Annotated in this window: 13 protein-coding genes; 11 read left to right on the top strand and 2 right to left on the bottom strand. The window is 69.3% G+C overall.

The genetic code is table 11. The features are described 5' to 3' along the window. The first annotated feature begins 62 nt into the window (after positions 1-62). Genes QTI17_RS04750 through QTI17_RS04730 form a run of 5 tightly spaced genes read left to right on the top strand, consistent with a single transcriptional unit; the run spans position 63 to position 2395 of the window. Positions 63-443 carry a type II toxin-antitoxin system RelE/ParE family toxin gene (locus QTI17_RS04750; protein ID WP_286531501.1) on the top strand — a complete coding sequence of 127 codons (381 nt, stop codon included), beginning with the start codon at positions 63-65 and terminating at the stop codon, positions 441-443. After that, entirely contained in the window at positions 424-759 is a 336-nt protein-coding gene (locus QTI17_RS04745) for a helix-turn-helix domain-containing protein (protein ID WP_286531499.1), read from the top strand. The genes QTI17_RS04750 and QTI17_RS04745 overlap by 20 nt, the downstream gene beginning before the upstream one ends. A 9-nt stretch (positions 760-768) precedes the next feature. Further along, complete coding sequence (locus QTI17_RS04740) at positions 769-1698, top strand: aldo/keto reductase (protein ID WP_286531497.1); 930 nt, start codon at positions 769-771, stop codon at positions 1696-1698. Between the two features lie 45 nt (positions 1699-1743). After that, a complete protein-coding gene (locus QTI17_RS04735) occupies positions 1744-1968 on the top strand; it encodes a DUF4160 domain-containing protein (protein ID WP_286531495.1) in 225 nt (74 codons plus the stop codon). Between the two features lie 10 nt (positions 1969-1978). Then, positions 1979-2395, top strand: coding sequence for a DUF2442 domain-containing protein (locus tag QTI17_RS04730; RefSeq protein ID WP_286531493.1), 417 nt, complete (start codon positions 1979-1981; stop codon positions 2393-2395). A 30-nt stretch (positions 2396-2425) separates the two neighbouring features. Here the strand turns inward: QTI17_RS04730 and QTI17_RS04725 are convergent, their stop codons facing one another. Next, positions 2426-3307: an alpha/beta fold hydrolase gene (locus tag QTI17_RS04725; protein ID WP_286531491.1), complete on the bottom strand. Its 882-nt coding sequence runs from the start codon at positions 3305-3307 to the stop codon at positions 2426-2428. 30 nt (positions 3308-3337) lie between these two features. After that, positions 3338-4159 carry a DODA-type extradiol aromatic ring-opening family dioxygenase gene (locus QTI17_RS04720; RefSeq protein WP_286531489.1) on the bottom strand — a complete coding sequence of 274 codons (822 nt, stop codon included), beginning with the start codon at positions 4157-4159 and terminating at the stop codon, positions 3338-3340. Between the two features lie 91 nt (positions 4160-4250). Between QTI17_RS04720 and QTI17_RS04715 the strand changes: the two genes are divergently transcribed. From QTI17_RS04715 to QTI17_RS04690, 6 genes are all read left to right on the top strand, one after another. Beyond that, positions 4251-5144 carry a LysR family transcriptional regulator gene (locus QTI17_RS04715; protein ID WP_286531486.1) on the top strand — a complete coding sequence of 298 codons (894 nt, stop codon included), beginning with the start codon at positions 4251-4253 and terminating at the stop codon, positions 5142-5144. Between the two features lie 68 nt (positions 5145-5212). After that, a complete protein-coding gene (locus QTI17_RS04710) occupies positions 5213-7096 on the top strand; it encodes an ABC transporter ATP-binding protein (RefSeq protein WP_286531483.1) in 1884 nt (627 codons plus the stop codon). A gap of 22 nt (positions 7097-7118) precedes the next feature. After that, positions 7119-7268, top strand: coding sequence for a hypothetical protein (locus QTI17_RS04705; protein WP_286531481.1), 150 nt, complete (start codon positions 7119-7121; stop codon positions 7266-7268). Positions 7269-7421: 153 nt separating this feature from the next. After that, a complete protein-coding gene (locus QTI17_RS04700) occupies positions 7422-8801 on the top strand; it encodes a DUF2868 domain-containing protein (protein WP_286531480.1) in 1380 nt (459 codons plus the stop codon). Beyond that, a complete protein-coding gene (locus tag QTI17_RS04695; RefSeq protein ID WP_286531478.1) occupies positions 8798-10207 on the top strand; it encodes a GTPase/DUF3482 domain-containing protein in 1410 nt (469 codons plus the stop codon). Before QTI17_RS04700 ends, QTI17_RS04695 begins: the two co-directional genes overlap by 4 nt. A gap of 53 nt (positions 10208-10260) precedes the next feature. After that, complete coding sequence (locus QTI17_RS04690) at positions 10261-11019, top strand: glutamine amidotransferase (protein ID WP_286531476.1); 759 nt, start codon at positions 10261-10263, stop codon at positions 11017-11019. Positions 11020-11057 lie beyond the last annotated feature (38 nt).

The following is an 11057-nucleotide window of genomic DNA, read 5'->3' as shown; positions in this document are numbered from 1 at the left end:
ATGCATGGCGTCGACCTCGCCCCCCCTTTTGCGCCTTTCATTCCAGTTATGGGATAAATTACATGCCACTCGCTCCGGAAAGAAGGCTCTTCTGGATCGGGAGCAGCAAGAAGGATCTGGTGGCTTTGCCACCCTCCATCAGGAGATTCTTTGGCCACGCCCTCGACTTTGCCCAACACGGACAACAGCATGCAGCCGCCAAGGTGCTGCAAGGCTTTGCCGGTGCCGGCGTCCTGGAAGTGGTCGACAGTGACATCGGCGGGACCTACCGAGCCGTCTACACAGTCAAGTTTCCCGAAGCCGTATTCGTCTTGCATTGCTTTCAAAAGAAAAGCAAAAGCGGCATCGCAACCCCCAAGCACGACATCGACGTCATTCGCATGCGGCTCAAGGCAGCCGAAGCACTGATCAAGGAACTACGCGATGAAAAAACGCATCGTTGACGATATCGAGGTGACAGAGAGCTCCGGCAACGTCTTTGCGGATCTGGCCTTGCCGGACGCCGCGAAACTCCAGATCAAGTCCGGCCTCACCATCGAAATCAACCGCGCGATACAACGCCTGCAACTGACTCAGGACCAGGCTGCCGAACGGATGGGCATCTCCCAACCCAAGGTGTCCGCCCTGATGCGTGGCGCGTTCTCCAATTTTTCGGAACGCAAGCTGATGGACTGTCTCAATCGACTGGGTTACGACATTGAGATCAAGCTCAAGCCCGCCACCCAGCCGACCGGGCACCTGATACTCGCCATCGCCTGAGGACTCCTCATGCCCTCGGCACCCGCCCTCACCCGCAGCCAGTTTCTGCACCTGGGCGCCGCGCTGCCACTGCTCGCCACGCTGCCGATTCTTGCCCCAGCCCAGTCTCCGGGAGTCAAGCGCATGAACACCCGCCCCATCCCCAGCACCCGCGAAGCCCTGCCGGTCGTCGGCTGCGGCACCTGGATCGGCTTCGACGTTGCGCCCGGCAGCGCCGAATTCCAGCGGCTGCCCGGCGTCATCGACGCGCTGTTCGCCGCCGGCGGCTCGGTCCTCGACAGCTCGCCGATGTACGGCCGCTCCGAGTCCGTGACCGGCGAGCTGCTGGCCGCATCGAACCAGCGCGCCAGGGCCTTCCTCGCCACCAAGGTCTGGACCTCCGGCCGCGACGCCGGCATCGCGCAGATGGAGCAGTCCTTCCAGCGCCTGCGCACCGAGCGCATCGACCTGATGCAGGTCCACAACCTGCTCGACTGGCGCTTTCACCTGAAGACCCTGCGCGGCTGGAAGGACAAGGGCCGCGTGCGCTACCTGGGCATCACGCACTACACCGCATCGGCCTATACCGATGTCGAGGCGGTGCTGCGCGCCGAGCCGCTCGACTTCCTGCAGATCAACTATTCGCTCGATGCGCCCGAAGCCGCCCAGCGCCTGCTGCCGCTGGCGGCCGAGCGCGGCGCGGCCGTGATCGTCAACATGCCGTTCGGCGGCGGGGGACTGCTGCGCCGGCTGCGCGGCAAGCCCCTGCCCGCCTGGGCCACCGAGATCGGCTGCACCAGCTGGGCCCAGGTACTGATCAAGTTCGTGCTGAGCCATCCGGCCGTGACCTGCACCATTCCGGGCACCAGCCAGCCCGAGCACATGGCGGACAACGCGGCGGCCGGCGCGGGCGAGTTTCCGGACGCCGACTTCTGGCGGCGCAATGCGGCGTCGCTGTAATAACCCAAGCGTTTTGGTTAAAATACATTCGAACGCGATGGATTCATGCCTACAGTGCTGCGCCTAGGCAAATTGCGGGTAGTGATCTACACCAACGACCATCGACCGGCGCATGTTCATGTGATCAGTCCGGACGGAGAGGCTGTGTTCGACCTGCATTGTCCGAAGGGGCCGCCCGAACTGCGGGAGAGCATGGGTTTTGCATTGCATGAATTGAACAGGATCGTGAACCAACTGCAAAGCGCCCTCGACAAGCTCTGCATTCAATGAAGCAGCATTCATGGCACTCACTGAGGCCGCATTGAAGCAAGCCGAAGCGCGAATGCAAAGACGTCGCGACGCCGGCCCTCGTGCCGTTTCGGCGCACTACGATCGCCGTGTGGGGCGGGTCGTCGTGCAGCTGAACACTGGCGTCGAGTTGGGCTTTCCACCGAGCCTCGCGGAGGGACTGGCGCAGGCCCGGCCCAAGGATCTTGTCGACATCGAAGTCAGCCCCGCCGGCACCGGACTGCACTTCCCCCTGCTCGACGTCGATCTCTACGTACCGGCACTGCTCGAAGGCATTCTGGGTTCGCGAAAGTGGATGGCGCAGGCCATGGGCAAAGCGGGCGGAGCGCAAACATCCGAAGCCAAGGCCCAAGCCGCGCGCAGCAATGGAAAATTGGGCGGGAGGCCACGCAAGAGGGTCGAAAGCTGAGCCTGCTTTGCGTACCCGAGCGGACCCGCGCTACCGATCCAGGAAGCGCAGCACCGCCGAGTTGAATTCGTCGGCACGCTCGAACTGCACCCAGTGCCCGGCGCCGTCGATCACCACGCCTTCGCGTTGGGGATGGCCGGCTGCGAGCTGCGCGACCAAGGGCCGCGAATCCGCCGTCACGTCGTGCTCGCCCCAGAGCAGCAACTGAGGGCCGCCGATGGCTTCCAGCGCGGCCTGAAGTCCGCCCGACAACGAGACCTCCTTGCTGCGAAAGCGCGTGCCGTGGCAGGAGATGTCGTGGATCGCGAAAGCCAGTGCATCGATCGCCGACTTGTCGTGCAGCATCAGCGCGGCCAGGTTGTGCAGCAACGCGGCGCGCTCCTGGTCGCGGTCCTCGGCGGCGCGCCAGTTGACCATCTCGACCGTCATGCGCCGCAGCGAGCCGTGGCCACCGCTGCCCACCAGGACCATGCGCCGGATGTGGCCCCGGCGCTGGCCGAACTTGGCGGCGACCAGGCCGCCGAACGAGAAGCCGCCGAGGTCGATCGGGGTACCGGCTCCGATCAGGCTGTCGAGCGTTCCGGACAGCGCGTCGAGCAATGGGTCGACCGCGGCCTGGCCGGGCTGCGGCTTCGGCGGCGCGTCGGACTCGTTGAAGCCCGGCAGGTCGGGCAGCCACAGCGTGCGCGAGGCCGACAGCGCCTCGGCGTTGCGCAGCCAGTGCATCCAGCTGCCGTGGCCGCCGTGCAGCAGCACCAGCGGAGGCCGCGTGTCGTCGCTGCCGAAGCAACGCCAGCGTACGCGCACGCCGTCGTGCTCGACGTCGTGGAGGGTGGCGAGCGCGTCGATGCGCGCGATCAGGTCGAGCGCATCGGCTTCGGCCTGGGGATCGAAGGTCGAGAAATATGGCACCGCGCCATTGTGCCGCGCGGCGACCCAGGCTCAGGCGGACGCGGCCCCGAACCGGAAGCTCGACACCGAGATCCCGCCCATGAACGCATCCTCGTGGTAGATGCGTTCGCCGGCCTCGCCCTCGGCCGCGCCGACCGCGACCATCAGCGGAATCAGGTGTTCTTCTCGCGGATGCGCGATGCGCGCCGCCGGTGCCGCCGACCAGTGCAGCAGCTGCTCGATCCGCTGCTGCGGCGTGGTTCGCACCACCGCGCCGTCGAGCCAGTCGTCGAAGGCCTTCGAGACATCGCGCGCCTGCGGGCCGAAGTTCCGCAGGTTGTGATAGCTCAGGCCGCTGCCGACGATCAGCACGTTCTCGTCGCGCAGCGGCGCGATCGCCCGGCCCAGCGCGATGTGCTCGGCCGGATCGAGGCCGCGCCGCAGCGACAGCTGCACCACCGGCACCTCGGCCTTCGGATAGATCGCGGCCATCGGCGAGAAGGTGCCGTGGTCGAAGCCGCGCTCGGCATCGAGCGCCGCAGGCAGGCCCGCGGCCTCGAGCAGCGACTGCACGCGGCGCGCCAGTTCGGGCGAGCCCGGCGCGTCGTAGTGCACCTGGTAGGTATGGGCCGGGAAGCCGCCGTAGTCGTAGATCATCGGCGGGCGCGGGCTGCCCATCACGGTGAAGGCGGGCTCTTCCCAGTGCGCCGACACCATGAGGATCGCGGCCGGCGTGCGCCCGATCTGGCGCGGCATGTCGGCCAGCGAGGCCTCGAGCTTGTCGTAGGTGGGGCCCATTTCCTTCTTCATCCACGGCCAGGGGCCGCCGCCGTGCGAAATGAAATAGGTGGGCAATCTGGAAGTCGTGGTCATGGGATGCTCCTTGAACGCAAGTCTAGAGATTTCCCAGAAGGAAATCGATAGGCTAGGATTCATCGATTCATTTCCCAGGAGGAAATCATCGATGGATCGCCTGACCAGTTTGCGCGTCTTCAGGGAGGTGGTGGAGTCGGGCAGTTTCGTCGCCGCCGCCGACCGGCTCGCGATCTCGGCCCCCATGGCCAGCAAGCATGTGGCGCAGCTCGAAAAGTCGCTGGGTGCCCGCCTGCTGCATCGCTCGAGCCGGCACCTGAGCCTGACCGAGGCGGGCCAGGCTTGGTACGAGCAGAGCCGCCGCGCGCTCGACCTGCTCGACGCGGCCGAGAACGCGATCGGCCAGAAGAACGACGCACCGCGCGGCCAGCTCAAGGTCAGTGCGCCCGTGTGGTGCGCCACGCCGCGCTTCGCCGCCGTGCTGGCCGGCTACCGCGAACGCTTTCCGGAGGTGCTGATAGACATGCACCTGGAAAACCGCAAGGTCGATCTCGCAGCCGACGGCTACGACCTCGCGCTGCGCGCCACACAGGAGCTCTCCCCGGCGCTGATCGCCCGGCCGCTGTGCACCTTGCAGTTCCACCTGGTCGCCGCGCCCGCCTGCATCGCCCGCGCCGGCTTGCCGAGGGTGCCCGCCGACCTCGCGAAGCTCGACGCCATCGTGCCGAGCTACGTCAGCATCGAAGGCCTGGCGCTAAAGGATGGCAAGGGCCGGCAGGCGCCGCTGCGGCTGCAGCCGGTGATGAAGTCCGACGACACCACCTTGACCCTGCACGCGGTGCGCGCCGGGATCGGCATGGCGTTCCTGCCCGAATGGCTGATCGACGACGACCTGGCGCAGGGCCGGCTGGTGCGGCTGGTGCCGGACTTCAAGGCCCCGGCGGTGACCCTGTTCGCGGTCTACACCAGCCGGCAGTACATGGCGCCCAAGCTGCGCAGCTTCATCGACTTCCTCGGCGAGCGGCTGGGCGTCGCCGCCGACTGACAAATCCCTTTCTCGCGCGCAGCCCCGTGGCCGCCGCTACAGTGACGCCTCACTGGAGACCGTCCGCCTTGTTCCGCTTCTTCGAAAAACTGCTTCCCGCCTACCCCGCCGCCGAACCCGAATTGCCGCCGCGCGGCCTCCTCGCCTTCCTGTGGGCCTGCACCCAGGGCCTGCGCGGCAAGATCGCCGCGATGGCGCTGCTGACGGCCGCGATGTCGGCCTTCGAGGCGCTGCTGTTCGCGATGCTCGGGCGCATCGTCGACTGGCTCGGCGGCCAGGCTCCGGCGCGCCTGTGGGAAGAACGCGGCACCACGCTGATGTGGCTGGCCTTCGCGCTGGCCGCGAGCATCGGCGTGGTGGCGCTGCAGACCATCGTCAAGCACCAGACACTGGCAGTGAACCTGCCGATGCGGCTGCGCTGGAACTTCCACCGGCTGATGCTCGGCCAGAGCATGGCCTTCTACCAGGACGAGTTCGCCGGCCGCATCACGGCCAAGGTCATGCAGACCGCGCTGGCGGTGCGCGAAACCATCTTCGTGCTGGCCGACGTGCTGGTCGCCATGGTGGTCTACGTGGCGACGATGATCGTGCTGGCGGCGGTGCTCGACCGCCAGCTGATGCTGCCCTTCCTGGCCTGGCTCGCGTGCTACATCGGCTCGCTGGTGTTCTTCGTGCCGCGCCTGGGCAAGGTCGGCAAGGCCCAGGCCGATGCGCGGGCCTCGATGACCGGCCGCGTCACCGACGCCTACACCAACATCGCCACCGTCAAGCTGTTCTCGCACACCCAGCGCGAGGCCGGCTTCGCGCGCTCGGCCATGAAGGAGTTCATGGGCACCGGCTATGCCCAGATGCGGCTGGTGAGTGCCTTCGAGATCGTCAACCACACGCTCAGCATGGGCCTGACCGCCGGCATGGCCGGCACCGCGCTGTGGCTCTGGTCGCAGGGCGCGGTCGGCGTCGGCGCGGTGGCGGCGGCCACCGCGATGGCGCTGCGCCTGCAGGGCATGTCCCACTGGATCATGTGGGAGATGACCAGCCTGTTCGAGAACATCGGCACGGTGCAGGACGGCATGAACACGCTGTCGCGCCCGCGCACGGTGCTCGACGCCGCCGACGCGAAGACGCTCGAAGTGCCGCGCGGCGAGGTGCGCTTCGAACATGCCAGCTTCCGCTACGCGGATGCGGGCCGCCGGGTCATCGACGACATGACGCTGACGGTCGCACCGGGCGAGAAGATCGGCCTGGTCGGCCGCTCCGGCGCCGGCAAGTCGACGCTGGTCAACCTGCTGCTGCGCTTCCATGACCTGGAAAGCGGCCGCATCCTGGTCGACGGCCAGGACATCGCCCACGTCACGCAGGACAGCCTGCGCGCCCATATCGGCATGGTGACGCAGGACACCTCGCTGATGCACCGCTCGGTGGCCGACAACATCGCCTATGGCCGGCCCGACGCCGGCGAGATCGCGATCCGCGCCGCCGCCGAACGCGCCGAGGCGCACGATTTCATCCAGACGCTGGGCGACGCCAGCGGCCGGCACGGCTACCAGGCCCACGTGGGCGAGCGCGGCGTGAAGCTGTCGGGCGGCCAGCGCCAGCGCATCGCGATCGCCCGCGTGATGCTCAAGGACGCGCCGATCCTGCTGCTGGACGAGGCCACCAGCGCACTCGACTCCGAGGTCGAGGCCGCGATCCAGGCCAGCCTCTACCGGCTGATGGAAGGCAAGACGGTGATCGCGATCGCGCACCGGCTGTCGACCATCGCGGCGATGGACCGGCTCATCGTCCTCGACCAGGGCCGGGTGGTCGAGGAAGGCGACCACAAGACGCTTTTGGCCCGCGGCGGCCTCTATGCCCGGCTGTGGGCGCACCAGAGCGGAGGCTTCCTCGGCGACGGCGACGACGAGGACGACGACCAGGAGAGCGGCACGATCGCCGAGACCTCGACGGTCTGACTCGCGAGTCCTACAGGGGGCGATGATCGCCGACTACACACAGGCCGCGGCGGCGCGCGCAGAGTGGAAACGTCTTCAACAAAGAGGAGATTCCACCGTGAATTCCATCATCTACATCGTCGGTCTGGTCGTGGTCGTGGTTGCAGTGCTCTCGTTCTTCGGCCTGCGCTGACCCGGCTGGTTTCCTCTTTCATCCGCCCTCCAACGGGGATTCACGGGGTCGCTCGCGGCCCCGTTTTTCGTGGGCCGGCGGCGCGGCATCGACGGGCATAATTTCGCGCTCCACCCCGGTGCGCCGGCACCGCTCCCGTTGTGAAGGAAGCCGTTGAATTCCGTTGCGCCCCCCTCTTCGTTCCAGGACGCCGCCGTCACCGAGGCCGTCAAGCTGTTCGAGGAAACGGGGCCGCTCGAGGATGCACAGGCGGTGCGGCAGGCGATGGCGCTTCATGGCGACGCGGCGGCCCGCATCGCCGAACGCGCGCGGCTGCTGGGGCAGCGCATCGGGCTGCAGGCCGAGCTGGCGCGCGCACGCGCCTGGGCGCCGTGGGTGCTGCTGGCGCTGGTGGCACTGATCGTTGTCGCCGGGCTGACGCTCGCGGGCAACGTGCTCGGGAGCGGCCAGCGGCAGATCAACGTCGTGGTGGCGCTGACCAGCCTGCTGGGCCTGCACCTGGTCACCCTGCTGCTGTGGCTGGCCGGGCTGGTGCTGCCGCTCGGCGCTTTCCAGGCCTCATTCGGATGGCTCTGGCTGAGCCTCACGGCCCGCGTGGCCGGTGGCCGGAGCGGCCAGGCGCCGGTGCTGCTGCGGGCGACCACCCGGCTGCTGACGCGCGCCCGGCTGCTGCCATGGGCACTGGGGCTGGCGAGCCATGCGATCTGGACGTTCTCGTTCGCCGTGGTGCTGGCGGCGCTGCTGTTCGCGCTGGCCTTCCGCAACTACACGCTGAGCTGGGAAACGACCATCCTCGAGCCCGACTTCTTCGTGCGCAGCGTCCAATGGCTGGGGCGCGCGCCGGCCTGGCTGGGCTTTCCGGTGCCTGATGCGCAAGCCGTGCTGTCGCCGCTCGCGGCGGCGTCGGGCCAGCGTGCCTGGGCCTTGTGGCTCACCGGCTGCATCGTGGTCTACGGGCTGCTGCCGCGCCTGGCGCTGGCGCTGCTGAGCGCCGCGGTCTGCGCCCTGCGCAGGCAGGCGGTGCAGCCGGATCTGTCCGAACCCTATTTCCAGCGGCTGCTGGCGCGCTTCGACGCCCTCGCCCCGCGGCAGATCGTCGATGCCGACCCGGGCCGGGTCGGCCACGGCAGGCCCGCGCACCTGTCGGCCGGCGACACCGCCGACACGCTGGTCGCAATCGGATTCGAGCTGCCGCCGGAGCAGGATTGGCCTCCGGTCTCGCTCGACACCGCCGCCCGCATACTGCGCATCGACGGCAGCGCGGCGCAGCGGCGCGAGTTGCTCGACATGCTGGCGCACATCCGCCCGCGCCGTGCCGTGATCGGCTGCCGGGCCGCCGCCAGCCCGGACCGCGGCACCGAGCGCTTCCTGCGCGAGGTGATGGCCCTGTGCGGCGAATGCCGGCTGTGGCTGCTCGGCGCGCCGGACGACAGCGCGGCCCGCGCGCGCTGGCAGGCCTGGCTGACGGATGCCGGCCTCGACGCGCTCGGCGCCGCCGAAGCCCCGGAGGCCGTGATGCACGGCTGGGCATGACGGAGCCGATCCGCATCGCCGTGGTCGGCCATGCCAATGCCGGCAAGACCTCGCTGCTGCGCACGCTGACACGGCGCGCGAATTTCGGCGAGGTGTCCGAGCGCCCCGGCACCACGCGCCACGTCGAGGCGGTCGACCTGCGGGTCGACGGCGCCGCGGCCGTCCGCTTCCTCGACACGCCGGGGCTGGAGGACGGGGTGGCGCTGCGCGAGCACATCGACGGCCTCGACAAGGCGGCCACGCCGCCCGAGCGGATCCGCCAGTTCCTGCGAGGCCCGGAGGCGCATGGCGTGTTCGAGCAGGAGGCGAAGGTGCTGCGCGCCCTGCTCGAGGTCGACGCCGCCTTCCTGGTGATCGACGCCCGCGAACCGGTGCTGCCCAAGTTCCGCGCCGAGATCGAATTGCTCGCTGCCTGTGCGCGGCCGGTGCTGCCGGTGCTGAACTTCGTGCGCGATGCGGCCAGCCGTGAAGTGGCCTGGAAAGAGCTGCTGTCGGCCTACGGGCTGCACGTGGTGGTGCGCTTCGATGCGGCGGCGCCCTTCGTCGGCGCCGAGCGCGAGCTCTACCGCGACCTGGCGACCCTGCTGCGCGACCGGCGCGCAGCGCTCGACCGGGTGGCCGAATGCCTCGAGGCGGAAGCCGCCCAGCGCCGCCGGGCGGCCGGGACGCGCATCGCCGATCTGCTGGTCGATGCCGCATCGATGCGGCGGACGGCGTCGGCCGACGACTTCGCCGACCCGCCGACCCGCCTGCGCCTCGTCGCCGAACTGCAGAAGTCCGTGTTCGACAAGGCGCAGCGCTGCGCCGACGACCTGCTGGCGCTCCATGGCTTTCGCGAAGGCGACGCCGACGAAGCCGCCCTGCCCTTGCTCGAAGGCCGCTGGGCCATGGATTTTTTCAATCCCGAGGCGCTCAAGGACGCCGGCATCCTGCTCGGCAAGGGGGTGGCCGTGGGCGCCGCCGTCGGCGTGGTGGCCGACCTCGCGCTCGCCGGCCTGTCGCTCGGCGCCGGCGCGGCGCTGGGCGGCGCCATTGGCGGCGCGGTCTCGCAGGGACTGGGACCGCTGGGCCGCAAGCTGGTCAACAAGCTGCGCGACGTCCATGAGCTGACGGTGGAGGACCGGGTGCTGTTGGTGCTGGCGGCCTGGCAACTCGAACTTCTGCGCGCGCTCGAGTCGCGCGGCCACGCCGCGGTCGACCGCATCGCAAGCAGCCCCGGCGAGCCGGCGGCGGCGGCCCGGCGCGCGCTGGCCGACCTGGTGCGCGCGGCACAGCCGGCGCGCAGCCACCCGGAATGGGAGACCGGCAGCCGCCTGCGCTGGCGCGAGGCGCCGCAACGGCAGGCGCTGGTGGACGCAGTCGCGCGGCAGGTGCCGGACGCGATCATGGCCCTCGCCGGGCCTTGAGCCGGTCGACCCCACGCCCTCGGGGCGATCCGGATTGCGGCATCATCCCGGCCATGGAAAACAGCTCTCCCCGCCCGCTCGCGATCATCAAGGTCGGTGAAACCTTCGACGCCTTGCGTGACCGGCGCGGCGACTTCGAGCACTGGATGGCCGACGGCCTCGGCAACACGCGGCTGCCGGTCGTGGTGCTCGACCCGCGCCGCGGCGACGCGCTGCCCTCGCCCGACCAGATTTCGGGCGCCATCGTCTCCGGCTCGCATGCCATGGTCTCCCACCGCGCGCCCTGGAGCGAAGCCACCGGCCGCTGGCTCGCTCAACTGGTCGCTCACGGCACGCCGGTGCTCGGCATCTGTTTCGGCCATCAACTGCTGGCCGATGCGCTCGGCGGCGAGGCCGGCGACCACCCGGGCGGCATGGAGATCGGCACCGTCGAGGTCGAACTCCGGCCCGAGGCCGCCGACGATGCCCTCATGGCTGGCCTGCCCGCGCGCTTCGAGGCCCATGTGGTGCATCGGCAGAGCGCGCTGCAACTGCCCGAAGGCGCGGTCCGCCTCGCGGGCAATGCCTTCGAGCCGACGCAGGCCTTCCGGATCGGCGACCAGGCCTGGGGCCTGCAGTTCCACCCCGAATTCGACGCCGAGATCATGCGCGGCTATGTCGACCACCTGGGCGACGACCTGCGCGGCCAGGGCCTCGATCCGGCCGCGCTGCGCGACCGGGTGGCCCCCACCGCGCTCGCGGCCGGGCTGCTCGGCCGGTTCGCCCGCATCGCCGAGGCGCACGACGCCTTGGCGACAGCGACCGCGGGTTAGCACGCTTCGCAGGGCCGGGCCCGCACCCTGTAATCGAC

Source organism: Variovorax sp. J31P179, assembly GCF_030316985.1.
Classification (GTDB): Bacteria; Pseudomonadota; Gammaproteobacteria; order Burkholderiales; family Burkholderiaceae_C; genus Variovorax; species Variovorax ginsengisoli_B.
The sequence above is the reverse complement of the archived record's forward strand: the minus strand, read 5'-3'. Positions and strand labels throughout refer to the sequence as shown.

Excerpts from the sequence above, each read along its gene's own strand:
- QTI17_RS04750 (WP_286531501.1), top strand. The coding sequence starts at position 63 with ATGCCACTCGCTCCGGAAAGAAGGCTCTTCTGGATCGGGAGCAGCAAG.
- QTI17_RS04705 (WP_286531481.1), top strand. The coding sequence starts at position 7,119 with ATGATCGCCGACTACACACAGGCCGCGGCGGCGCGCGCAGAGTGGAAA.
- QTI17_RS04695 (WP_286531478.1), top strand. The coding sequence starts at position 8,798 with ATGACGGAGCCGATCCGCATCGCCGTGGTCGGCCATGCCAATGCCGGC.
- QTI17_RS04745 (WP_286531499.1), top strand. The coding sequence starts at position 424 with ATGAAAAAACGCATCGTTGACGATATCGAGGTGACAGAGAGCTCCGGC.
- QTI17_RS04735 (WP_286531495.1), top strand. The coding sequence starts at position 1,744 with ATGCCTACAGTGCTGCGCCTAGGCAAATTGCGGGTAGTGATCTACACC.
- QTI17_RS04720 (WP_286531489.1), bottom strand. The coding sequence starts at position 4,159 with ATGACCACGACTTCCAGATTGCCCACCTATTTCATTTCGCACGGCGGC.
- QTI17_RS04730 (WP_286531493.1), top strand. The coding sequence starts at position 1,979 with ATGGCACTCACTGAGGCCGCATTGAAGCAAGCCGAAGCGCGAATGCAA.
- QTI17_RS04715 (WP_286531486.1), top strand. The coding sequence starts at position 4,251 with ATGGATCGCCTGACCAGTTTGCGCGTCTTCAGGGAGGTGGTGGAGTCG.
- QTI17_RS04690 (WP_286531476.1), top strand. The coding sequence starts at position 10,261 with ATGGAAAACAGCTCTCCCCGCCCGCTCGCGATCATCAAGGTCGGTGAA.
- QTI17_RS04740 (WP_286531497.1), top strand. The coding sequence starts at position 769 with ATGCCCTCGGCACCCGCCCTCACCCGCAGCCAGTTTCTGCACCTGGGC.